The organism is Lysobacter sp. P5_C4 (genome assembly GCF_054049695.1).
In genome coordinates, this window is sequence record NZ_JBFULX010000004.1 from 372873 (window position 1) to 394183 (window position 21311).

Sequence of the window (21311 nt, forward strand, 5' to 3'; positions counted from 1 at the left end):
CGCTGGGCGGGGCTTTCCGGTGTCCTCAGTCGTCGCCCTTGGACATGTCGTCGTCGGCGACCACTTCGGCGGCGGCCCATTCGAGGGCTTCGCGCTCCTTGCGCTCGCGTTCGGCCTTGTCGACGGCATCGATGTAATCGGTGTCGATCTGGCGGGCGGCGATCTCGCGCAGGGCGAGGACCGTGGGCTTGTCGTTGTTTTCGGTGTTGTCGATGCGGGGCTCGACGCCGTTGGCAAGCTGGCGCGCGCGCTTGGCGGCCATCATCACGAGTTCGAAGCGGTTATCGACCACTTCCAGGCAATCTTCGACGGTAATGCGGGCCATGGGGCTCCGGGGCCTTGCGGCCTGGCTGACTTCAGAAGGGTCGCGATTGTAGGGGGGCGGCTGCTTGCGGCGCAAGCAGGTTGCTTGGAAATCAGTGAGTTAGGTTCACGAATCCGCCAGCAGGGCGGCGATCAGCGCTGCGTGGCGCGCCTGCTGCATCGGCCTGCGCAGGCGACTGGCCACGAAGATCGCGCACATCTCGGCGACCGCGGTCTCGAAGTGCTCGTTCACGATCACGTAGTCGAAGTCCTTGTAATGCGACATCTCTTCACGCGCGGCGGCGATGCGGCGCCGGATCGTTTCCTCGCTGTCCTGCGCGCGCTTGCGCATGCGCTCTTCGAGCGCTTCGCGCGAGGGCGGCAGGATGAAGACGCTCACCGCCTCGGGCATCTGGTCGCGGACCTGCAGCGCGCCCTGCCAGTCGATTTCCAGCAAGACGTCGTGGCCGGCGGCCAGTTGCGGCTCGACCGACTGCTTCGCCGTCCCCTTCCAATCGCCATGCACCAGCGCGTGTTCGAAAAAGTCGCCGTTGGCGACCATGCGCTGGAACGCGTCCGCGCTGACGAAGTGGTAGTGCTCCGCGTGCCGCTCGCCCGGGCGCGGGCCGCGCGAGGTGAAGGAGATCGACAGGCGGATGTTGCTGTCGCGCGCCAGGCACGCGTTGACGATGCTGGATTTGCCGGCGCCCGAGGGCGCGGCAACGATGAACAAGGTTCCGCGCATCTGGCTCATTCGATGTTCTGGATCTGTTCGCGGATCTGGTCGATCAGCACTTTGAGCTCGACGGCCGCATTGGACGTGCGCGCATCGACCGACTTGCTGCCGAGCGTGTTCGCCTCGCGGTTGAATTCCTGCAGCAGGAAGTCGAGCCGGCGGCCCACCGGTTCTTTCTGCCCCAGCGCGCGCTTGAGTTCGGCGACGTGGCTGTCGAGGCGATCGAGCTCCTCGTCGACATCCAGTTTCTGCAAGCCGAGGACGAGTTCCTGTTCGAAGCGCCCCGGATCCACCGGCTGCGCGAGATCGGCCAGGCGCGCTTCGAGTTTCTGCTTCAGCGCTGCACGGATCGTCGGCACCAGGGTGCGCACGTCCGCGGCGATGCGTGCGATGCCGGCGTTACGCTCGGCGATCACCGCCGCGAGGTTGGCACCCTCGCGTTGGCGCGACGCCACGAAGTCGGAAATCACGGCGTCGAGCAGCGACAGGGCTTCGGCGTGCAGGGCGGCGGTGTCGGTCGCGCGGGTGCCGAGCACGCCGGGGAATTGGAGCAATTCGGTGAAGCCGATCTGCAGCGTCGGGAAGCGGTTTTGCAGATCGCGTGCGATGTCGGCCAACTGTTCGACCACGTTCGCGTCGACGCGCAGGGCCTCGCCACCCTCCGGCGCCCGCAGGCGCATGCCGACGTCGACCTTGCCGCGCGAGATGCGCGCGCTGATCCGTTCGCGCAATGCCGGTTCCAGCGCGCGCAAGTCGTCGGGCAGCCGCGTGCCGATTTCCAGGAACCGGTGGTTCACCGAGCGCAGCTCGCACGCCAGCGTGCCCCAGGGCGTCGTGCGTTCGCCGGAAGCGAAGGCGGTCATGCTGCGGATCACGGGGTGTCCTATGGCGTTGCGGCCGGGCGATGGAGGGGCGGATGGTAATCTAGCGGCCCGCATCCTGCGTTCCCCCCGGAATCCTCATGACCGTCGTGCGCCCCAGCGGCCGCATGCCCGAACAACTGCGGGCAGTCTCCCTCCAGCGCGGCTTTACGCGCCATGCCGAAGGCTCGGTGCTCGTCTCCTTCGGCGATACGCGCGTGCTGTGCACGGCCAGCGTCGAGAACCGCGTTCCCCCCTTCCTGCGCGGCAAGGGCGAAGGCTGGGTCACGGCCGAGTACGGCATGCTGCCGCGCGCCACGCACACGCGCTCGGATCGTGAGGCCGCGCGCGGCAAGCAAGGCGGCCGCACGCTGGAGATCCAGCGCCTCATCGGCCGCGCGTTGCGCGCCTGCGTCGACCGCAACGCGCTCGGCGAACGCACCATCACGCTGGACTGCGACGTCCTGCAGGCCGACGGCGGTACGCGCACGGCCGCCATCACCGGCGCGTACGTCGCGCTCGTCGATGCGGTGCGCGGGTTGCAGCAGCGCCGCGAAATCACGAAAGACCCGATCTTCGGCGCGGTCGCCGCGGTGTCGGTCGGCATCTACAAGGGCGCGCCGGTGCTGGACCTGGACTATGCCGAGGACAGTGGCTGCGACACCGACATGAACGTCGTGATGAACGACGGCGGCGGTTTCATCGAGCTGCAGGGCACCGCCGAGGGCCACGCCTTCCGCCGCGATGAACTCGATCGCCTGCTCGCGCTGGCCGAATCCGGCATCGCCGAGTTGTTCGCCGCGCAGCGCGAGGCCCTGGCGCAACAACGGTGAACGCAGTGCGCAAGTTGGTCCTCGCAAGCGGCAACAAGGGCAAGCTGGTCGAACTGCGCGACCTGCTCGCCGATGCAGGCCTTGCCTTGCACGCGCAATCCGAATTCGGCGTGCAGGATGTCGATGAAACCGGCTTGACCTTCGTCGAGAACGCGCTGCTGAAAGCCCGGCACGCCGCGCGCGAGACCGGCCTGCCCGCGCTCGGCGACGATTCGGGCCTGTGCGTCGATGCACTCGGCGGTGCGCCCGGTTTGTATTCGGCGCGTTATGCCGGCGCGCACGGCGATGCGCAGGCGAACATCGCGAAATTGCTGGACGCGTTGCGCGATGTGCCCGACGCGCAACGCACGGCGCACTTCCACGCCGTCGTCGTGTTGTTGCGCACGCCCGAGGATCCGCAACCGATCATCGCCGAAGGCCGCTGGCCCGGGCGCATCCTGCCTGCCCCGCGCGGCGCTGGCGGATTCGGTTACGACCCCGTGTTCCTCGACCCGGTCCTGGCCCGCTCGGCCGCCGAACTCGATGCGGCCACCAAGCACGCGCGCAGCCATCGCGGAATTGCGCTCGCAACATTGCGGGCGCGCCTGCACGAACTGTGATCTGCAATCGCACGATGTCGCTCCTCACCCCCCCGCTGTCGCTGTACGTCCACCTGCCGTGGTGCGTGCGCAAATGTCCGTACTGCGACTTCAACTCGCATGAACAGCGCGGCGTGTTGCCCTTCGGTGCGTACGTCGACGCATTGATCGCCGACCTCGACCAGGATCTCCCGCTCGCGTGGGGCCGCGTAGTGCACTCGGTGTTCTTCGGCGGCGGCACGCCGTCGTTGTTTCCGCCCGAAGCGATCGACGCGTTCCTGCAGCAGGCCAGCGCGCGCCTGCGCTTCGCGCCGGGGCTGGAAATCACGCTCGAAACCAACCCCGGCGCCGCCGAACACGGGCGCTTCGAAGGCTATCTTGCCGCGGGCGTGAACCGATTGAGCTTCGGTATCCAGAGTTTCGACGATGGGTGCCTGCAACGCCTGGGCCGCATCCACGACAGTCGCGAAGCCGACCGCGCGGTCAAGCTCGCGCAGGACGCGGGTTACGACAACATCAATCTCGACTTGATGTACGCATTGCCGGGTCAAACGCTGGCAATGGCGGTGAACGACGTCGAGCGTGCACTCGCGCTGCAACCGGTGCACTTGTCGCATTACCAGCTCACGCTCGAACCCAACACCGTGTTCGCCGCCCGCCCGCCGCAGGGCATTCCCGATCTCGACGACAGCTGGGACATCCAGGAGGCTTGCCAGGCGCGTATCGCGGAAGCGGGCTTCGAACATTACGAGGTCTCGGCCTACGCGCGGCGCGGGCGGCAGTCGGCGCACAACCTCAATTACTGGCGCTTCGGCGATTACCTCGGCATCGGCGCCGGTGCGCACGGCAAGCTCACGCTGGGCGCGTCGCAATCGGTGCTGCGCCGCTGGAAGGTCAAGCACCCGACCGACTATCTGGTGAAGGCCGGCACGCCGGCGTCCATCGGCGGCGACGAAACCCTGACCGCGCAACGCCTGCCCTTCGACTACATGCTCAACGCCCTGCGCCTGCATGAGGGATTCGCGCTCGATGCGTTCGAGGCGCGCACCGGGTTGTCGCGCTCGGCCATCGCGCCCCAGCTGGAGCAGGCGCGCGAACGCGGTTGGCTCACCCTGGAGACCACCGGTCACGTGCGGCCGACCGAGTTGGGCCGGCGCTTCACCAACGACGTGATCGAACTGTTCCTCGCCGACTGACGCCCCGGGTCGGTCCCCGACCCGCCCGGTCGATTCGCGCCGCGCAGCGGCCGGGATGCGGCAGCGCAGCGCAACTGCGAGTGGCGGGCGCAACAGTGTCGTGTTATCTAGCTGGGAACGTACCGCGCGAGCGACCGATGCCCGTTTCGTTCGACCTGCCCGGCACCCACACGCCTCCGGCCACGCTGGCCTCCGCCAACCTGCCGCGCCGCGTGCGCCGGGTGATGGACCACCTCCTCAGCTTCGTCTCCGACGAGATGGCCCGCCATCTGTCGCAGATGCTCAACGAGGCCGAACAGCAACTGTTCCGGCTTGCCGACCATGCGCGCAATCCCGGCATCCAGGCCGGGCACATGGAAACGTTGCGCACGCTGCGGCTGAACCGGGCCGACCTGGTGCCGCGCTATCTGATCGGGCTGGAAGCCGCGCTTGCCGGCATCCGCGACCCCAAGCTCGCGCAGAAACTCGGCACCACCGGCGCCAAGCCGCCGTCGTTCCGCAACCTGAGCCTGGTCGACGACGACTCGATGGACGAGGAATCGGTGCTGCGCGACATCGCGCTGCGCCACGAGTCCCGCGCGAGCCTGCCGCTGCACCTGCTCGGCCAGCGCTTCGGCGTCCTGGCCGGCGCGCCGGCCTTCGACGCCGAGCGGCTCGCCGTCGGCCCGCAGATGATGGGCCGCATCCTGCGCGAGGCCACCAACGCATTGCAGATTGGGCTCGAAGCCCGCCTGCTGCTGTTCCGTACCTTCGACCGCGTGGTGATGGTGCATTACACCCACCTGGCCGAGACAATGAACGCGCTGCTCGAGCGCGACGGCATCCTGCCCAGCCTCGCCTACGTGCCGCTGCGCCTGCGGCCGACCGTGCAAAACGCCAAGCCGCAACCGCGCCGCGAGAAAGGCGCGCCGCCGCAAGGCGGAGGTGGCGGCGGCGGTGGCGGCGGTGCCGACGGTGGAAGTTTTGCCCTCGGCGGCGGCGACGACGCCCCGCATGCAGCAGCGCAGCCGGCCGGCGGCGGCAGCAGCGGCAGCGGCAGCAGCAGCGGCGGCGGTGGAAGCGGCAGCGGCGGTGGCGGTGGCAGCGGCGGTGGGAGCGGCGATGGCGGTGGCGGTGGCGGAAGTTCCGCTCAACCGCGTGTCGGCGGCGGCCGTGGCCGCGTCATGGGCCCGCGTGAGCAACTCCGGCCGCACACCGCGTGGATGGGCGAAGCCGACGGCGAAGAGGCCAGCTACGACGAAGCCCAGGCGTACGCGCTGTTGGAGCAATTGCTGTCCGGTCGTCGCGACCTGATCGGCAAGCTGCGCCCCGGCCGCCCGGAACGGGCGCGCCAGGAACTCACCACGCCCGACCTGCTGCGCGCGCTCGACACGCTGGTCTCCGCACCGGCGACTTCGCCCACCGGCAGCCCGCGCAGCCTGCTCGACATCAAGCAGACCCTGCTCGCGCAGTCGCGCCAGGTACACGGCAAGGGCGCGGCGTTCTCGCGCGAAGACAACGATGCGTTCGAACTGCTGGGCATGCTGTATTCGCAGATCGAACGCGAAGTGCGGCGCGACACGCCGGCCGTCGGCCTGCTCGGCCGTCTGCAGGTGCCGCTGCTGCGCGTGGCGTTGCAGGACCGCGCGTTCTTCGTGCGGCAGCAACATCCGGCGCGCCAGTTGCTCAACGCGGTCGCCGAATCGGGCGCCACCTGGCTCGGCGACGAGGAAGTCGATCCGCAACTGGTGCACTCGCTGCGCGGCGCGGTCGAACACGTCGTCCAGAATTTCCGCGAAGATCCGGCTGCGTTCGACACCGCCAATCGCGAACTGCAAACCAGCCTGCAGCAACTCGCGCGCAAGGCCGAAGTCACCGAGCGCCGCCACGTCGAAGCGGCCCGCGGCAAGGAAAAACTCGAACTCGCCAAGCGCCGTTCCAACGAAGTCATCGAAGCCTCGGTGCGCGACCAGCGCCTGCCGAAGTTCGTGCGCGCGCTGCTCAACCAGGCCTGGGCCGACGTGCTCACGCTGTGCCTGTTGCGCCACGGCGAGGATTCGGAAGAGTGGCAGCGTCAGCTCGACGCCACGCGCCACATCGTCGCGGCCACCACCGGCAAGGAAACGGGCGAGGTCGATCCGCAGCTCACGCAGCAGATCGAAAGCTCGCTGGTCCAGGTCGGTTACCACATCGACGAAGCCGCGGCGATCGCGCGTCGCCTGACGACGGGCATCGCCGAAGACGAAGACGATCCGGCCTCGCGCACCGAACTGGCGATGAAGCTCAAGGCGCGTGCGCGCCTGGGCGAAGACACCGAGACGCCGAAGCCGAAACTCGCGCCGCGCAATCCCGACGAACAGGCCGCGTACGAACACCTGCGCACCCTGCCCTTCGGCACGTGGTTCGAGTTCGTCTCCAACCAGCAGGGCGACCGCGTGCGTCGCCGCCTGTCCTGGTTCAGCCCGATCACCGACAACGCGCTGTTCGTCAACCAGCGCGGCCAGCGCCTGGGCGAGCAGTCGCTCGACAGCCTGGCCCGCATGATCGCGATCGGCCAGGCCTACATCGTCACCGCCGACAAGGGCCGCCTCGTGGATCGCGCGTGGCAGGCCGCGCTCGGTGCGCTGCGCAGTTTCGCCGGCGGCGGGAAGGACAAGGAGGCCGAGGCATGATCGACGAATTCCGCCGTGCCAAGCGACGCAAGGTCGCCGACACGGTGATCGTGGTGGACACGATGGTCGACGCGGTCGTCGGCCGCCTGGGCAATCTGTCGGAAACCGGCATGCTGCTGATGGCGAACACCGCGATGCAGGAAGACGCCCTGTACCAGTTCCGCTTCAACCTCAACGACCCGCAGGGCCGCGAGGCCCCGATCGAAGTCGGCGCGCACTTGCTCTGGCAGGACGCGGCCCACGCATCGGGCCAGCGCTGGAGCGGTTTCCGCTTCATCACGGTGCCCGACGATCACATGAAGCAGTTGCGCGAGTGGATCGACGGGCCGGGCGGCCAGTTCGAATAAGCCAAAGCAAAAAAACCCCGCGGATGCGGGGTTTTTTACGCGCCGATGAGACTCTCCGCCGGAATCCCGAGATTCTTGTGCAGGTTGCGAATCATGGCGACCGTCAGCTTGCGTTTACCGGTGAGCACTTCATACACGCGGTTGACCTTGCCGATGCTGGGCACCAGGTCCTTCGCGGTCAGCCCGCCCTGCTCCATTCGGAAACGGATCGCATCGATGGGATTGGGCGCATCGATCGCGAAGTGCCGGGCCTCGTAAGCCTCGACCAACATCGAAAGAACTTCGAGGTAAGCGCCATCGTCGCTGTCGACCGCCGGATCCAGGTCCACCAAGCGCGACACTTCCTGGAGCGCCTCCCTGTAATCGACCTCGGTGCGAATCGGATTGATGTTCATGCGTGCTCCACGGTTGCCGCATCCACCTTGTCGTATTCGGCATGGGTGCCGACGAACTTGAGGAAGACGACGCCAGTCTTGTAAGCGATGGCGACGATCAGCCGGTAATCATTGCCCTTGATGTTGAAGACAAAGCGGTTGTTCCCGACGATGCTTGCACTGGCGTAGTGCGCCTTCACCTCGGCGGGCATCCGCCACGCGGCCGCCTTCGCTTCGTCGTACCAGGCCTTCAACGGCTGCTCTGTTTCCGGGTGCCTCTCCCAGAATGCTCGCAGCGTCCCTACCGCGATGATTTTCATCGGCCGGGATGCTAGTCCCATTTTGGGACCAGCGCAAACGGTGTCATTGTTTTTCGTTCAGGCCAGAATGAAGCCCCCCTCATCAAGCGCCTTCGCCCATGTCCGCCAATCCCTCCGCACCCGATCTTGCCGGGATGTACGCCGACCACCTCGACACCCTGAAGCGGCGCGCGGATGAAGCGTTGCAGCGCGGCGGCTTCGACGCGCTCGTGGTGCCGAGCGGGCGCCTGCACTTCCAGTTCTTCGACGACCGCGACTATCCCTACGCGGTGAACCCACAGTTCAAGGCCTGGCTGCCGCTGGTGCGCGTGCCCGACAGCTGGCTCGTCTACCAGCCGGGGCAGCGGCCGAAGGTGATCTACCTGCAGCCCTTCGACTATTGGCACGTGGTGCCGAGCGCGCCGTCGGGCGATTGGGTCGAGCACATGGACATCGTCGTCATCCGCAAGGCCGAAGAGGCGTTGCAACATTTGCCGAAGAACGCCGCGCGCTGCGCGATCCTCGGCGAGCCGCAGAGTGCGCTCGGCGAGTTCGTGCCGAACAATCCCGAGCCCGTGGTTGCCTACCTGGAATACCACCGCGCGTTCAAGACGCCGTACGAAATCGAGAAGATGCGCGCCGCCAGCCGCATCGGTGCGCGCGCCCATCGCGCGGCCGAGCGTGCGTTCCGCGCCGGGGCGAGCGAATTCGGCATCCATCTGGCCTATTGCCAGGCCGCCGGGCAGGACGCGAACGATCTGCCCTACGGCAACATCGTCGCGTTGAACGAGCATGGCGCGGTGTTGCATTACACCGATCGGGATCGCATGCCGCCCAAGCCGGTGCGCAGTTTCCTGATCGATGCCGGCGCGAGCCACGATGGCTATGCATGCGACATCACGCGGACGTATTCGCAGGACACCGGCGACGAATTCCAGGCGATGATCGACGCGGTGGATCGCGCGCAGCTGGCGATGTGCGACCAGGTGCGCAACGGCTTCGACTATCGGCAACTGCACCTGGATGCGCATCTGTCGCTGTCGCGCATCCTGAAGGAGTTCGGGCTGGTCACGGTCTCCCCGGAAGTCGCGGTGGAAACGGGCGTGACCTCGGCGTTCTTCCCGCACGGCATCGGGCATGGCATCGGGTTGCAGGTGCACGACGTGGCGGGCTTCGCGGAAAGCGATCGCGGCGGCACGCTGCCGAAGCCGAACGGGCATCCGTACCTGCGCCTCACGCGTGTCCTCGCGCCCGGCATGGTGGTGACGATCGAGCCGGGCATCTATTTCATCGACATGTTGCTCGACCAGTTGAAGGACCGCGGCCTGGGGCCGAGCGTCGATTGGGGCCGCGTCGATGCATTCCGCCCTTACGGCGGCATCCGCATCGAAGACGACGTGGTGTGTACCGACGATGCGCCGCTGAACCTGACGCGGGAAGCGTTCGCGGGCTGACCCCACGGCGGCGCTACAATGCCGGCCCCATGCGCCTGCTCCTGCAAGAACGGCCCACTGGCCGCGAGGCTCCGCGCTTCGTCCAGCTCCAACTCGAGGCCGACCTGCTCGGCGGATGGACGCTCGTGCGCGAGACCGGGCAGATCGGCGGGCGCAGCACGCTGCGCCGCGAGCAATACCTCGACCAGGGCAGCGCGCTGGCCGCGTTCGAACACGCGCGCGACCTGCAACTGAAGAAAGGCTTCCAGTTGATGTTCGTGCAGGGCGCGGAAGCGCCGCGCCCCTGACTTTTCATTTCCTGCGAGAACACGCGTGACCCCGACCCTGAAGAACGATCGCTTCCTGCGCGCACTGCGTCGCGAACCCGTCGACGCCACGCCCGTGTGGCTGATGCGCCAGGCCGGCCGGTACCTGCCCGAATACCGCGCGACGCGCGCCAAGGCCGGCAGCTTCCTTGCGATGGCGAAGAACCCCGACCTCGCCTGCGAAGTCACGCTGCAGCCGCTGGCGCGTTTCGACCTCGACGCGGCGATCCTGTTCTCCGACATCCTCACCGTGCCCGACGCGATGGGCCTGGGCCTGTATTTCGTCGAAGGCGAAGGCCCCAAGTTCGAACGCCCCGTGCGTTCCGCCGCCGACATCGCGAAGCTCGGGGTGCCCGACATGGGCAGCGAACTGCGCTACGTGATGGATGCGGTGTCGGTGATCCGGCGCGAGCTCGACGGCCGCGTCCCGTTGATCGGTTTTTCCGGCAGCCCGTGGACGCTCGCGTGCTACATGGTCGAAGGCGGCGGCAGCGACAACTTCTCGAAGGTCAAGCGCCTCGCACTCGACGATCCGAAGGCGATGCATGCACTGCTCTCGATCAACACCGACGCGGTGATCGCCTACCTGCGCGCGCAGCGCGACGCCGGCGCGCAGGCGCTGCAGGTGTTCGATACGTGGGGCGGCGTGTTGTCGCCGTCGATGTATCGCGAATTCTCGCTGCCGTATCTCACGCGCATCGCGCGCGAACTCGCAGGCGGCGACGCGCCGTTGATCCTGTTCGGCAAGGGCAATGCGCCGTATCTCGAGGAACTCGCAGCAAGTGGCGCGCAAGGCGTCGGCGTGGACTGGTTGATCGAACTGCGCGAGGCAGCGGCGCGTACGCAGGGCAAGGTCGCGCTACAGGGCAACCTGGATCCGGCGATGTTGTACGGATCGCCCGACAGCGTGCGTGCCCGCGTGCGCGAAGCGCTCGACAGCTATGCGGCCGGCAACGGCGGTTCGCGCGAGGGGCATGTGTTCAACCTCGGGCATGGGTTGTCGCCGGATATGAATCCGGAACACGTCAGGGCACTGGTCGACGAAGTGCACAAGCACAGCGCGCGTTAACGCGCCTGGAGCCGCGCAACGTCGCCCGAATCGACGGGGCCCGTGTAACGCGGGCTCCAGCCGGCGCCGGTTTTCACCTGCACATTGGTGAAATACGCAGGCAGCCCTTCCTCCCACTTCGGGCCCGACTGCAGCTGGTAGTGCAGGTGCACGAGGAAGGCGTCGCCCGACATGCCCATCGCACCGATGGTCTCGCCGCTCTTGACGCGCTGGCCTTCGCGCACGCGCATGCTACCCTGCTTCATGTGCGCGAACAGGCTGTACTCACCGTTGCCGTGGTCGAGTACCACGTAGTTGCCGAGGAAGAGCGTCAGGTCTTTCATGATCGCCTCCTGCGCGAACGGCGGTGGCCCGTCCTTGCGGTTGTCGCGCATGCCGTCGCGCATCGCGTGCACCACGCCCTCGCCCGTTGCGTGCACCGGCGCGCCGTAGCCATACCAGTCTCCAGGCGTCGCGCCATCGGTGCGATACAACTTGCCCGAAGCGTCGGCGATCGTGAAGTCGTGGGCGTAGCGCATGAAGTTGGCGCCGATGCCGAAGTGCGTCGTCATGCCACCGGTGATGTCGAGGCGGCGATGGTGCGCGAGCAGGTCGTGGCCGTCGTGCACGAATACTTCGCCATCCAAGGGCAGATGCAACGTGGTCTTCGGTGCGAAGGCGCGCGGTGCGACGCGAATCTCGACACGTTCTTCGGGCCCGTCTCCACTGCCCTGGAAAGTCGCGACGTAACGCAGGTCACCTAGCCAGGCATCGCCTGCAAACGATGCGAAGGGATTGAACACGACCAGCCGCCCCTTCGCCGGCAAGGTGCGATTGGGTGAGGTCGCAAGCGACATCGTCGTCGAATCGCCGTTGCGGTCCAGGCGCCGTTGCGAAAAAAAATGCCCGTCGCGATCGAACAGGGTGACTTCCAGGCCGGTCAGTTCCAGCGCCCGATCGCTGTCGTTGGCGAAGACCAGGTCGAAATTCAGGTGCTGGGCATCGCGCGTGCGTTCGATCAGCGGCTGCGCGGGCAGCGTCGTCGCGGTGGGCGTGCCCGCCAGCGGCGCGGCGGCGAGCGGCGCGGCGGCGAGCAGGAATGCGAGCAACCAGGGGCGCATGGCGGGTTTCCGTCGAAGGGACACCCAGCCGATACCCCCGCGCGGCGGCCGGTTGCAGGGGATGCAGCGTTCCGCACACGATTCACGTCGGCCGGTCTAGGATGGCGCGTCCCGCGGGGTCGAACCTTTCGCGCCACGCGGGCCATCCACCCCTCGTCCCCGCCGAGCAAGCCCGCCATGTTCCTTCGATTCGCGCGCCATGCGGCCCCCGTTGCGCTGGTGCTGGGCCTGCTCCTCGTGTCGTCCCGTGCGACTGCGGCGGACGTGGTGTACGCACTGGATCCGGTGCACACGCGCGTGATGTTCGCGGTCAGCCACGCGGGCTTCTCCAATCCGATGGGCACGATTTCCGGCACCACCGGCACGCTCGTGTTCGACCCCGACGATTGGTCGAGCGCGCGCGTGGAAGCGAAGATGCCGCTTCAACGCCTCGACCTCGGCGACAGGAAGTGGAACGACGCCGTCCTCGACCGCACGTTCCTGGATGCCAGGCACCATCCGGAAGCGACATTCGTGTCCACGCGCATCGAGAAGGTCGACCCCACGCACGCCAAAGTCTTCGGCAACCTCACGCTGCACGGCGTCACGCGCGAAGTGCAACTCGACGTCGTCTTCCACCAGGCCAAGCGACATCCGATGCCGCCGTTCCGCCGCACGGCGGGTTTCTCCGCGACGGGCACGTTGAGCCGCGCCGCATTCGGCATCACGTCCTGGAAGAGCGTCGTCGGCGATGCAGTGGAAATTCGCATCGAAGCGGAAGGCACGCGTACGCGCGAAGATGCCTCCGACGTCCCCGCGGCGGCGACGCACGCCGTGCCGCCGGGAACCTCGACCGTCGCACCGCCATCCAACGCGACGGTCGTGATGCCCGCATCCAACGCAACGACCACGCCGTAACTTCCCGACATTCACCTCCAACGACCCCACTTTCGATGAGCGCTCCGATGCCGATCGCACCAACCGCCCCGCGCCTGCGCAACGTGGACCGTTGGGGCGCCGTCAGCCAGGTGTTCCACTGGCTCGTCGTGATCGGCATCCTGGCGATGGCGGTCATCGGCCTGACGATGGTGGACATGGCCAGCAGCCCGGCGAAGGTGCGGATGTTCGCGCTGCACAAATCGATCGGGTTGACGATCCTCGCGCTGGTGACGCTGCGCCTGCTGTGGCGTTTGTACGCCGGCAAACCGCCGGTCATCACGACCGTGCCACGCTGGCAACACGCGATCGCCAACCTCTCGCACGCCGGCTTGTACGGGCTGCTCTTCGCCGTGCCGATCAGCGGCTGGGTGATGAACTCCGCCTCCGGTTTCCCGTTGTGGTGGTTCGGCCTGTTCCGCGTTCCGGCGATCGCCGCGCGCGACCACGACCTGCACGAGATGACCGAATCCCTGCATGAAGCATTGTTCTGGGCCTTGATCGTGCTGGCGTTGGTGCACGCCGCCGCCGCGATGTACCACCATCTGTTCCAACGCGATGCCACGCTTGCGCGCATGTTGCCGCGCGGATGGCTCCGCGCCCCACTCGCCAACGAGGAGATCCGCCATGGTTGATCGTTCGTATCGCATCGCGCTCGCGCTCGCGTTGGGCACCGCGTCCTGCGGGGCCCTCGCGGCCGATTACGTGCAGACCGCGGGTTCCTCGCTGCAATTCAGCGGCACCTACCAGGGCGATCCCTACGCCGGTAGCTTCCCCGGGTTCACGACGACGTTCCGTTTCGATCCGCAGGAGCTCGCATCGAGCAGGCTCGATGTCGCCATTCCCATCGCAACGGCGACCGTCGGCAATGAGGAAATGGACCCGGAAATGCGCGGTTCGGCGTTCTTCAACGGGGGGCAGTTCCCGCAGGCGCACTACACGGCCACGACGATCCGTACGATCCCCGGCAACCGCTACCAGGCCGACGGCATGTTGACGCTGCGAGGACAGACCAAGCCAGTGACCCTCACGTTCACGTGGACGCCGGGCCCGAAGCCGGTGCTGCAGGGCACGGCGATGGTGAAGCGCCTGGATTTCGGCGTCGGCGGGGGCGAATGGGCCGATGTCAGGCTGTTGCCGAACGACATCAAGGTCACGACGACGGTGGTTTTCACCGAAAGGTGATCAGCCCACGAAGGCGCGCACGCGATCGGCGTCGAAGGGCCAGTCCAGTTCGGCGTCGTTGAGTTCGTCGCGCAGCACCGGCACCCGCGCGCCGTAGCGCGCTTCCAGCGCATCGTCATCGTCGATCCACACCGGCTCGAAATCGGGCGTGCGCGCGGCGGCGAGGACCGACAGGGCCTCGTCGCACAGGGGGCAATCGTCGCGCTGGAACAGACGCAGGCGCATGGTGCTGGCGTTCGGGTATCGAAGCGGGCGGAGGACTAGAATACGGGCTTCCCGCAAGCAGTCCCGTGAATCCATGGCCGTCAGCACCTTCGACCTGTTCAAGATCGGCGTCGGGCCGAGTTCGTCGCATACGGTCGGTCCGATGCGCGCGGCGTGCCGCTTCGCGGAGAAGTGGCTCGATGCGTCGGGCAAGTTGCCGCAGGTCGCGCGCGTGCGCGCCGAGGTGTTCGGTTCGCTGGCGCTCACCGGTCGCGGCCACGGCACGGACAAGGCCGTGCTCATGGGCCTGGAAGGCCACATGCCGAACCTCATCGACCCGGACATCATTCCCGGCGCCCTGGAACGCATCCGCGGGACCAAACGCATCAACGTGCTCGGCAAGCACGAAGTGCCGTTCGACGAGAAGCAGGACCTCGTCATGAACAAGCGCCAGAAGTTGCCCTTCCACACCAACGGCATGCGCTTCACCGCCTTCGACGCGGACGGCAACGTGCTCGCCACGCGCGATTACTACTCGGTCGGCGGCGGTTTCGTCGTCAACCAGGACGAGGCAGCCGAAGACCGCATCGTCGCCGACACCACCGAACTCGCACATCCCTTCCACAGCGGCGGGGAGTTGCTCGCGCAGGCGGAGGCGACGGGCAAGACCTTCGCGCAACTGATGTTCGACAACGAACATGCATGGCGCAGCGACGACGAAATCAAGGACAACCTGCGCGAGATCTGGCGCGCGATGCAGTCGTGCGTGCAGCGCGGCATTCGCTCGAGCGGTACGCTGCCGGGCGGTTTGCACGTCGCGCGGCGCGCACCGGCGTTGTTCGCGGAGCTGTCCGAGCGACCCGAGGCGGCGATGCGCGATCCGCTCACCGTGCTGGACTGGGTCAACCTCTACGCACTCGCGGTGAACGAAGAAAACGCCGCGGGTGGCCGCGTGGTCACGGCACCGACCAACGGCGCCGCCGGCATCATTCCTTCGGTGCTGCATTACTACGACCGTTTCATTCCCGGCGCGAACGAACAGGGCGTGTTCGATTTCCTGCTCACCGCCGCGGCCGTCGGCATCCTTTACAAGGAGAACGCGTCGATCAGCGGTGCCGAAGTCGGCTGCCAGGGCGAAGTCGGCGTGGCGTGTTCGATGGCGGCCGCGGGGCTGACCGCGGCGCTGGGGGGCTCGCCGGGCCAGATCGAGAATGCCGCCGAAATCGGCATGGAACACAACCTCGGCCTGACCTGTGACCCGATCGGCGGCCTGGTGCAGATCCCGTGCATCGAACGCAACGCGATGGGCGCAGTGAAGGCGATCAACGCCTCGCGCATGGCGCTGCGCGGCGACGGCAAGCACAAGGTCTCGCTCGACAAGGTCATCAAGACCATGCGCGACACCGGCCGGGACATGCAGGACAAGTACAAGGAAACCTCGCGCGGCGGTCTCGCGGTCAACGTCATCGAGTGCTGAAAGGACGGGCGGGGTCGCACGCCCGCTCCCCCGCTTTGGGCATACACTCGCCCCCATGGCCGACGCCAAGGGGACGCTGCGCCGCTTCCTGCTGCTGACCGGGCTTTACTACGCCGGGGCGGTACTCGCGTCGCTGTACCTGCGCACGCCCGACGATGTCACCCTGTTCTGGCCCAGCTCCGGCATCGCGCTGGCGATGGTGGTCAGCTGGGGCACGCGCTGGGCGGTGGTGGTGCCCTTCGCGATGATCGCGTTGCACCTGACGGTGTTGCCCGTCCCCGTCGCGTTCGTCCCGTATTCGATCCTGAGCAACACGCTCGCGGCCCTGGCCGCGGGTTGGTATTGCGAACGTGCCAAACGCGCCGACGGGCTCCACCTGCGCACCGCCGACGGCCTGATGTTGTTGCGCAGCGGCCTGGTCCTAGCCGCGACCAGCGCGACCACCGGCACCGCGGGCCTGCTGCATGCCGGCCTCGCCGCGCCGCTAGACGCGGGACGCGCGTGGTTGCTGTGGGCGCTCGGCGACCTCCTCGGCATCACCACGTTCGCACCGGCGATGGCGCTGCTGCTCGGGCCCGGGGGATTGCGCGAAGGTCTGTGGCGCGATCGCGTCGGCCGCCGCGAACAGTTGGTCTGGGCGCTCGCCCTGCTCCTGTCGCTGGCCGGCATCGTCAGCGCCGGGCGCAGCGGCAACCTCTACGCCCTCGGCCTGGTGAGCATGCCGCTCTCGCTGTTGTTGTGGGCCGCCGTGCGTTTCTCTCCGATGACCACGATGGTCGGCACGATCCTGGTGGTGACCTTCATCAGCCTGCTCACCGGGCTGGGGCTGGGCGGCTTCACGCGCCCGCTCACCCTGCTCGATGCCTCGGTACTGATGCTGTTGCTCGTACTGATTTCGGTCATCCCGGTGATGCTCGCGGTGGCGACCTACGAGCAACGCCACACCGCGACCGCGCTGTTCCTGCGCGCGACCCGCGACCCCCTCACGGGCCTGCTCAATCGCAACACGTTCGAGGAACGCGCGCGCGAACGGCTCACCGGCGAAGGCGCCGCGCCCGACCTGAGCTTGTTGTACCTGGACCTGGATCACTTCAAGTTGGTCAATGATTCGGCGAGCCACGTTGCGGGCGACGACATGATCCGCACCGTCGGCCGCATCGTCGGGGCGGAATTCGGCGACGAGGCGCTGGTCGCGCGCACGGGCGGCGACGAGTTCGCCGTGCTCGTGCCGGTCAGCGAGTCGCAGGCGATCACCTGCGGCCGGCGCCTGCTCGCCTCCATCGACGGCCTGCGCATCACCTGGGGAGACCAGATGCTCACCGCGGCGGCGAGCATCGGCATCGCGCACAGCCACGCGCCGCATGGCGACTTCGACCTGCTGCTGTCGCACGCGGACGCGGCGTGTTTCGCGGCGAAGGAGTACGGCGGCAACCGGCTGGTCGCCGCCTCGCGCGAAGGCGACGAGCTCAAGCTGCGCACCGCGTCGATGCGCTCGGCGCTGCAGGTGCGCGAAGCGCTCGACCAGCGCCGATTCAGCCTGTTCTGCCAACCGATCGTGCCGCTGGATCCCGCCTCGTCCACCAGGCACAGCATCGAGATCCTTCTGCGCTGGACGGACGCTGCCGGCCAGGTGCGCGCGCCGGCGGAACTCATCGCCGCCGCGGAGCGTTACCGCCTCGGCCCGCGCCTGGACCGCTACGTCGTCGAAGCGGTGTTGCAGTGGCTCGAAACCAACCCGCAGCATGCGGCGAACATCCACCACTGCGGCATCAACCTGGGCGGCGGCACGCTCGTCGACGAGGAATTCCACGATTACTTCGCCGCGCGCCTGCGCCACAGCAGCGTGCCGCCCGAGCGCCTGTGCCTGGAGATCACCGAAACCAGCGTCGTGCGCGACCGCACGCGCGCGCAGCGCTTCATCCAGCGCATGCGCGATCTCGGCTGCCGTTTCGCGCTCGACGACTTCGGCACCGGCTTCTGCTCGTTCGGTTACCTGCAGCACCTGGATGTCGATTACCTGAAGATCGACGGCAGCTTCGTGCGCGACCTGGGCAAGTCCGAACTCGCCGACGCGGTGGTGCGTTCGATCACCGACATCGCCCACGTGCTCGACAAGCGCACGGTCGCCGAACAGGCCGAAACCATCGCGCAGCTCGACATCCTGCGCGCGATGGGCGTGGATTTCGCGCAGGGTTACGCGATCGCGCGGCCAATGCCGATCGCGACGTTCTTCGAAGACCTGGCGCCGGCGAAAGTCGGTTGATCGCGTAGCGCGAAGACATCGTCGAGCAACGCGGCGGCCGTGATGTCGGCGCCCGCGCCCGGACCCTGGATCACCAGCGGTTGATGCGCATAGCGCGCCGAATGCAGGGCCACGCGATTGTCGGTGTCGCTGCCCGCGGCGAGCGGATCGTGGGTCGCGAGCGTTTCCAGTCCCACGCGCGCAACACCGTCCTGCCAGCGCGCGACGAAATGCAGGCGCCCGGCGCGCGCCGCGTCGAGGCGGGCCTGCATCGGCGCGTCGAGGGCGGCGAGTGCGGCGTCGATGTCCGCGGCTTGCGCAAGCGCGGGCGGCACGAGCGATTCCACTTCCACCGCCTCCGCTTCGAGCGGCACGCCCGCCGCGCGCGCGAGGATCAGCAGCTTGCGGCGCACGTCTTCGCCCGACAGATCGATGCGCGGGTCGGGTTCGGTGTAGCCGGCGGCGCGCGCTTGCCGTACGAGCGTCGAGAACGGCACGCTGCCGTCGAAACGCGCGAACAACCACGCGAGCGACCCCGACAACACGCCGGCGAAGCCATGGATCGCATCGCCGCCCGCCTGCAACGCGCGCAGGCTGCGGAGCAGCGGCAGGCCGGCGCCGACGGTGGCGGCATCGCCGTAGCGCGCGCCGCTGCCGAGGCATGCGTGTTCGATTGCCTCGGCGCGCGCGAGCGATGCGCCGCGGCCGAGTTTGTTCGCCGTGACCACGTGCCAGCCGCGCGCAAGCCAGTCGGCGTGGCGCGCGGCGATGGCGTCGCTGGCGGTGGCGTCGATCACGACGTGCGGTGCCGATTCCCGCAACGCCGGGCCGACGGTGACGCGCGTGTTGGCGATGTGGACGAGCGACAGGCCGGGATCGTCCAACCGTTCGAGCCGCGCGATCACCGCACGGCCCACGTTGCCCGTGCCGAGCAGTGCGAGCCTGATCACGTCGCGACCTCGCGCCGCTGCCCACGCACGACGGCGTGCACGCGTTCCAGCGCGTCGACGATGTCCGCGAGCAGGTCGTCCGCATGCTCGATGCCGATCGACAGGCGCAGCAGCCCGTCGCCGATGCCCGCCGCGGCGCGTGCGTCGGGCGACATTGCCGCGTGCGTCATCGTCGCCGGATGCGCGATGAGGCTTTCCACGCCGCCGAGCGATTCGGCCAGGGTGAAGCAACGCAGTCCGTCGAGAAAGGCGCGCACCGCGTCGACGCTGCCGTCGAGCTCCAGGGACAGCATCGCACCGAAGCCCGATTGCTGGCGCTTGGCCACGGCATGCCCCGGATGGCGCGGCAAGCCCGGATAGTGGACCGCGCGCACGACAGGATGGTCGTCGAGCAGGGCCGCGATCGCTTGCGCGTTCTCCTGGTGCACGCGCAGGCGCGCACCGAGCGTGCGCAGGCCGCGCAGGGTGAGGAAGCTGTCGAACGGCGCACCGGTGACGCCGAGCGCATTCGCCCACCAGGCCAGCAACTGATGGTCCTCGCTCGCTCGCGCGATGACGGCGCCACCGACGACGTCGCTGTGCCCGTTGATGTACTTCGTCGTCGAATGCACGACGAGGTCGGCGCCGAACGCGATCGGCTGCTGCAGCGCGGGCGAGAGAAACGTGTTGTCGACGACTGCGCGCGCGCCGGCCGCGTGCGCGGCTTCGATCGCGAAGCGCAGGTCGGTGATGCGCAGCAACGGATTGGACGGCGTCTCGATCCACACCAGCGCCGGTTTGCGTTCCAGCGCCGCGGTCAGCGCGCGCGGATCGGCGAGATCGGCGAGCACGAGTTCGAAATGGCCCTTCCGCGCAAGTGCGTCGAACAGGCGCCAACTCCCGCCGTAGGCATCGTGCGTGGCAACGAGTACGTCGCCCGGCTTGAGGCAGGCGTTGAGCACGAGCGTGATCGCGGCCATGCCCGTCGCCGTCACCACGGCGCCGGCACCGCCTTCCAGTTCGGCCAATGCCTCGGCGAGCAGGTCGCGCGTGGGATTGCCGCTGCGTGTGTAGTCGTAGCGGCGCTTGTCGTCGAAACCGGCGAAGCTGAAGTTCGAGGACAGGACCAGGGGTGGAACGACGGCGCCGAAGGCATCATCACGATCGATGCCGGCGCGCACGGCCGCGGTGCAAGGATGCACGGCGCTCATGCGCAGGCCTCGTCGCAACACGCCAGCGCGCGCGCAAGCACTTGCGCGATCGCATCGGGTTCCTTGAGGAAGCCGTCGTGCCCGTAGGGCGAATGCAGCACTTGCAGGCGTACCGGCGCCGCGATGCCGGCGGCGAGCGCGCGGATATCGTCGGGTGGCACCAGGCGCTCCTCGGCGAAGGCGACGAGCGTCGTGGGAACGCGCACGTTGGAGGGGAGGACGTCGTGCAGGTCGATGGATTCCGACAAGCGCACGAACGCCGTCGCCGAGGTCTTTTGCGCCCAGGACGCGCCACGTTGCGCGAGCCAGGCTTCGGAGGCGCAGCGCGCGCTGCCGCCATCCAGGAGGGGGGTCGCATCGAAGCGCGCGCCGAATTCCTCCGGCGTGCGATAGCTCAGCATCGCGAGTTGGCGCGCCAACGACAGGCCCTGCGCTTCGTCGCATTGCAATTGGCCGAGCGCGACCACGTTGCGCTGCAACGCGCGCCATGCGCTCGCGAAAGGATGCGGGCAATGCGCGCCGGCGATCGCGACGAGGTGTTGCACGCGCGTTGGATGCAGCGTCGCGAATGCGAGGGCCGCCATCGCGCCGTAGGAGCAGCCGACGATCGCCGCGAGGGTTTCGATGCCGAGTGTGTCAAGGACGGCCGCGAGTGCCGCCGCCTGGTCGGCCGTATCGATCGGCGCGTCGAGTGCGCCGTCGCTGCCGATCCAGTCGAAGGAGACCACGCGATGCGCCGCGAGCCAGCGCGCATCGGCCTGTGCCTGGAACCAGCCGCGCTCGCCGAACGTTTCGGACGATGCCACATGGCGATCCGCGGAGATGCCACCGAGCACGGAGACGGCGGGCAGATGCGGGGCACCGCGGATTTCCCAGCGCAGCCGCACTTCGTGAGTGCCGCCGTGTTTCAGCGAAAGGATCAGCGGAGTTTCGCCACGCTGCGCGTCGGGTTGCCGATGCGCAACGGCGCGGAGAACTAGCGGGGTGTCGAGGGTTCGAATCGCGGCGACGGGCATTGCAACGCTCCTGGCGGTGGGAGGCCA

Annotated in this window: 23 protein-coding genes; 13 read left to right on the forward strand and 10 right to left on the reverse strand. The window is 67.9% G+C overall.

The features are described 5' to 3' along the window. Nucleotides 1-25: 25 nt before the first annotated feature. The 3 genes from rpoZ to ACXJJ8_RS12145 form a co-directional block, all read right to left on the reverse strand. A complete protein-coding gene (gene rpoZ / locus ACXJJ8_RS12135; protein WP_498961106.1) occupies nucleotides 26-325 on the reverse strand; it encodes a DNA-directed RNA polymerase subunit omega in 300 nt (99 codons plus the stop codon). Nucleotides 326-430: 105 nt separating this feature from the next. Further along, nucleotides 431-1048 (reverse strand): guanylate kinase, encoded by a 618-nt coding sequence (gene gmk, locus ACXJJ8_RS12140; RefSeq protein ID WP_499030550.1) that lies wholly within the window; start codon nucleotides 1046-1048, stop codon nucleotides 431-433. Nucleotides 1049-1053: 5 nt separating this feature from the next. After that, nucleotides 1054-1914: a YicC/YloC family endoribonuclease gene (locus ACXJJ8_RS12145; RefSeq protein WP_499030372.1), complete on the reverse strand. Its 861-nt coding sequence runs from the start codon at nucleotides 1912-1914 to the stop codon at nucleotides 1054-1056. Nucleotides 1915-2000: 86 nt separating this feature from the next. On the opposite strand from ACXJJ8_RS12145, the gene rph reads away from it, so the two are divergent. The 5 genes from rph to ACXJJ8_RS12170 all read left to right on the forward strand — a co-directional run bounded on the left by rph (nucleotide 2001) and on the right by ACXJJ8_RS12170 (nucleotide 7504). Further along, nucleotides 2001-2732 carry a ribonuclease PH gene (rph, locus tag ACXJJ8_RS12150; protein WP_499030375.1) on the forward strand — a complete coding sequence of 244 codons (732 nt, stop codon included), beginning with the start codon at nucleotides 2001-2003 and terminating at the stop codon, nucleotides 2730-2732. A gap of 5 nt (nucleotides 2733-2737) precedes the next feature. Next, nucleotides 2738-3331: an RdgB/HAM1 family non-canonical purine NTP pyrophosphatase gene (gene rdgB, locus ACXJJ8_RS12155; protein ID WP_499030378.1), complete on the forward strand. Its 594-nt coding sequence runs from the start codon at nucleotides 2738-2740 to the stop codon at nucleotides 3329-3331. 14 nt (nucleotides 3332-3345) lie between these two features. Continuing rightward, the gene (gene hemW, locus ACXJJ8_RS12160) at nucleotides 3346-4506 is read left to right on the forward strand and encodes a radical SAM family heme chaperone HemW (protein ID WP_499030380.1); all 1161 of its coding nucleotides are present in this window, start codon (nucleotides 3346-3348) and stop codon (nucleotides 4504-4506) included. Nucleotides 4507-4643: 137 nt separating this feature from the next. Beyond that, nucleotides 4644-7157: a DUF1631 domain-containing protein gene (locus ACXJJ8_RS12165; RefSeq protein WP_499030382.1), complete on the forward strand. Its 2514-nt coding sequence runs from the start codon at nucleotides 4644-4646 to the stop codon at nucleotides 7155-7157. Beyond that, nucleotides 7154-7504, forward strand: a complete 351-nt coding sequence (locus ACXJJ8_RS12170; protein ID WP_499030384.1) for a PilZ domain-containing protein — start codon at nucleotides 7154-7156, stop codon at nucleotides 7502-7504. The genes ACXJJ8_RS12165 and ACXJJ8_RS12170 overlap by 4 nt, the downstream gene beginning before the upstream one ends. Before the next feature lie 35 nt (nucleotides 7505-7539). Here ACXJJ8_RS12170 and ACXJJ8_RS12175 read toward each other — a convergent pair whose 3' ends face one another. After that, nucleotides 7540-7899 carry a helix-turn-helix domain-containing protein gene (locus ACXJJ8_RS12175; RefSeq protein WP_499030386.1) on the reverse strand — a complete coding sequence of 120 codons (360 nt, stop codon included), beginning with the start codon at nucleotides 7897-7899 and terminating at the stop codon, nucleotides 7540-7542. Next, entirely contained in the window at nucleotides 7896-8198 is a 303-nt protein-coding gene (locus ACXJJ8_RS12180; protein ID WP_499030388.1) for a type II toxin-antitoxin system HigB family toxin, read from the reverse strand. The genes ACXJJ8_RS12175 and ACXJJ8_RS12180 overlap by 4 nt, the downstream gene beginning before the upstream one ends. Nucleotides 8199-8296: 98 nt before the next feature. On the opposite strand from ACXJJ8_RS12180, the gene pepQ reads away from it, so the two are divergent. The 3 genes from pepQ to hemE are packed head-to-tail and all read left to right on the forward strand — an operon-like array spanning nucleotide 8297 to nucleotide 11005. Continuing rightward, complete coding sequence (gene pepQ / locus ACXJJ8_RS12185) at nucleotides 8297-9631, forward strand: Xaa-Pro dipeptidase (RefSeq protein ID WP_499030390.1); 1335 nt, start codon at nucleotides 8297-8299, stop codon at nucleotides 9629-9631. A gap of 29 nt (nucleotides 9632-9660) precedes the next feature. Then, nucleotides 9661-9918 (forward strand): WGR domain-containing protein, encoded by a 258-nt coding sequence (locus ACXJJ8_RS12190; protein WP_499030392.1) that lies wholly within the window; start codon nucleotides 9661-9663, stop codon nucleotides 9916-9918. Between the two features lie 37 nt (nucleotides 9919-9955). Beyond that, nucleotides 9956-11005: a uroporphyrinogen decarboxylase gene (gene hemE / locus ACXJJ8_RS12195; protein WP_499030552.1), complete on the forward strand. Its 1050-nt coding sequence runs from the start codon at nucleotides 9956-9958 to the stop codon at nucleotides 11003-11005. On the opposite strand, the gene ACXJJ8_RS12200 is transcribed toward hemE, so the two are convergent. Beyond that, nucleotides 11002-12105 carry a M23 family metallopeptidase gene (locus ACXJJ8_RS12200; protein ID WP_499030394.1) on the reverse strand — a complete coding sequence of 368 codons (1104 nt, stop codon included), beginning with the start codon at nucleotides 12103-12105 and terminating at the stop codon, nucleotides 11002-11004. The genes hemE and ACXJJ8_RS12200 overlap by 4 nt on opposite strands. Before the next feature lie 177 nt (nucleotides 12106-12282). Between ACXJJ8_RS12200 and ACXJJ8_RS12205 the strand changes: the two genes are divergently transcribed. Genes ACXJJ8_RS12205 through ACXJJ8_RS12215 form a run of 3 tightly spaced genes read left to right on the forward strand, consistent with a single transcriptional unit; the run spans nucleotide 12283 to nucleotide 14205 of the window. Then, the gene (locus ACXJJ8_RS12205) at nucleotides 12283-13002 is read left to right on the forward strand and encodes a YceI family protein (protein ID WP_499030396.1); all 720 of its coding nucleotides are present in this window, start codon (nucleotides 12283-12285) and stop codon (nucleotides 13000-13002) included. A gap of 47 nt (nucleotides 13003-13049) precedes the next feature. Continuing rightward, nucleotides 13050-13655, forward strand: a complete 606-nt coding sequence (locus tag ACXJJ8_RS12210) for a cytochrome b (RefSeq protein ID WP_499030398.1) — start codon at nucleotides 13050-13052, stop codon at nucleotides 13653-13655. Beyond that, nucleotides 13648-14205, forward strand: a complete 558-nt coding sequence (locus ACXJJ8_RS12215; RefSeq protein ID WP_499030400.1) for a YceI family protein — start codon at nucleotides 13648-13650, stop codon at nucleotides 14203-14205. Before ACXJJ8_RS12210 ends, ACXJJ8_RS12215 begins: the two co-directional genes overlap by 8 nt. Here the strand turns inward: ACXJJ8_RS12215 and ACXJJ8_RS12220 are convergent, their stop codons facing one another. After that, nucleotides 14206-14430 carry a glutaredoxin family protein gene (locus ACXJJ8_RS12220; protein WP_499030401.1) on the reverse strand — a complete coding sequence of 75 codons (225 nt, stop codon included), beginning with the start codon at nucleotides 14428-14430 and terminating at the stop codon, nucleotides 14206-14208. A gap of 73 nt (nucleotides 14431-14503) precedes the next feature. Here ACXJJ8_RS12220 and ACXJJ8_RS12225 point away from each other — a divergent pair, with 73 nt between their 5' ends. Both ACXJJ8_RS12225 and ACXJJ8_RS12230 read left to right on the forward strand, forming a co-directional pair. Continuing rightward, nucleotides 14504-15886, forward strand: coding sequence for an L-serine ammonia-lyase (locus ACXJJ8_RS12225; RefSeq protein WP_499030404.1), 1383 nt, complete (start codon nucleotides 14504-14506; stop codon nucleotides 15884-15886). A gap of 55 nt (nucleotides 15887-15941) precedes the next feature. Beyond that, nucleotides 15942-18149, forward strand: a complete 2208-nt coding sequence (locus ACXJJ8_RS12230) for a putative bifunctional diguanylate cyclase/phosphodiesterase (protein WP_499030406.1) — start codon at nucleotides 15942-15944, stop codon at nucleotides 18147-18149. On the opposite strand, the gene ACXJJ8_RS12235 is transcribed toward ACXJJ8_RS12230, so the two are convergent. From ACXJJ8_RS12235 to metX, 3 genes are read right to left on the reverse strand one after another with little or no spacing between them, the layout of a single operon-like run. Continuing rightward, the gene (locus ACXJJ8_RS12235) at nucleotides 18080-19078 is read right to left on the reverse strand and encodes a homoserine dehydrogenase family protein (protein WP_499030408.1); all 999 of its coding nucleotides are present in this window, start codon (nucleotides 19076-19078) and stop codon (nucleotides 18080-18082) included. The genes ACXJJ8_RS12230 and ACXJJ8_RS12235 overlap by 70 nt on opposite strands. After that, nucleotides 19075-20268 (reverse strand): cystathionine gamma-synthase, encoded by a 1194-nt coding sequence (metB, locus tag ACXJJ8_RS12240; protein ID WP_499030411.1) that lies wholly within the window; start codon nucleotides 20266-20268, stop codon nucleotides 19075-19077. Before metB ends, ACXJJ8_RS12235 begins: the two co-directional genes overlap by 4 nt. Further along, nucleotides 20265-21284: a homoserine O-succinyltransferase MetX gene (gene metX / locus ACXJJ8_RS12245; RefSeq protein ID WP_499030414.1), complete on the reverse strand. Its 1020-nt coding sequence runs from the start codon at nucleotides 21282-21284 to the stop codon at nucleotides 20265-20267. The genes metB and metX overlap by 4 nt, the downstream gene beginning before the upstream one ends. Nucleotides 21285-21311: the final 27 nt, after the last annotated feature.

Coding starts and splice junctions, on each gene's coding strand:
- ACXJJ8_RS12205 (WP_499030396.1), top strand. CDS start 12,283: ATGTTCCTTCGATTCGCGCGCCATGCGGCCCCCGTTGCGCTGGTGCTG.
- ACXJJ8_RS12220 (WP_499030401.1), bottom strand. CDS start 14,430: ATGCGCCTGCGTCTGTTCCAGCGCGACGATTGCCCCCTGTGCGACGAG.
- ACXJJ8_RS12165 (WP_499030382.1), top strand. CDS start 4,644: ATGCCCGTTTCGTTCGACCTGCCCGGCACCCACACGCCTCCGGCCACG.
- metX (WP_499030414.1), bottom strand. CDS start 21,284: ATGCCCGTCGCCGCGATTCGAACCCTCGACACCCCGCTAGTTCTCCGC.
- ACXJJ8_RS12230 (WP_499030406.1), top strand. CDS start 15,942: ATGGCCGACGCCAAGGGGACGCTGCGCCGCTTCCTGCTGCTGACCGGG.
- ACXJJ8_RS12215 (WP_499030400.1), top strand. CDS start 13,648: ATGGTTGATCGTTCGTATCGCATCGCGCTCGCGCTCGCGTTGGGCACC.
- ACXJJ8_RS12190 (WP_499030392.1), top strand. CDS start 9,661: ATGCGCCTGCTCCTGCAAGAACGGCCCACTGGCCGCGAGGCTCCGCGC.
- metB (WP_499030411.1), bottom strand. CDS start 20,268: ATGAGCGCCGTGCATCCTTGCACCGCGGCCGTGCGCGCCGGCATCGAT.
- hemW (WP_499030380.1), top strand. CDS start 3,346: ATGTCGCTCCTCACCCCCCCGCTGTCGCTGTACGTCCACCTGCCGTGG.
- ACXJJ8_RS12210 (WP_499030398.1), top strand. CDS start 13,050: ATGCCGATCGCACCAACCGCCCCGCGCCTGCGCAACGTGGACCGTTGG.
- ACXJJ8_RS12175 (WP_499030386.1), bottom strand. CDS start 7,899: ATGAACATCAATCCGATTCGCACCGAGGTCGATTACAGGGAGGCGCTC.
- pepQ (WP_499030390.1), top strand. CDS start 8,297: ATGTCCGCCAATCCCTCCGCACCCGATCTTGCCGGGATGTACGCCGAC.
- ACXJJ8_RS12225 (WP_499030404.1), top strand. CDS start 14,504: ATGGCCGTCAGCACCTTCGACCTGTTCAAGATCGGCGTCGGGCCGAGT.
- ACXJJ8_RS12200 (WP_499030394.1), bottom strand. CDS start 12,105: ATGCGCCCCTGGTTGCTCGCATTCCTGCTCGCCGCCGCGCCGCTCGCC.
- ACXJJ8_RS12170 (WP_499030384.1), top strand. CDS start 7,154: ATGATCGACGAATTCCGCCGTGCCAAGCGACGCAAGGTCGCCGACACG.
- rph (WP_499030375.1), top strand. CDS start 2,001: ATGACCGTCGTGCGCCCCAGCGGCCGCATGCCCGAACAACTGCGGGCA.
- rpoZ (WP_498961106.1), bottom strand. CDS start 325: ATGGCCCGCATTACCGTCGAAGATTGCCTGGAAGTGGTCGATAACCGC.
- ACXJJ8_RS12180 (WP_499030388.1), bottom strand. CDS start 8,198: ATGAAAATCATCGCGGTAGGGACGCTGCGAGCATTCTGGGAGAGGCAC.
- gmk (WP_499030550.1), bottom strand. CDS start 1,048: ATGCGCGGAACCTTGTTCATCGTTGCCGCGCCCTCGGGCGCCGGCAAA.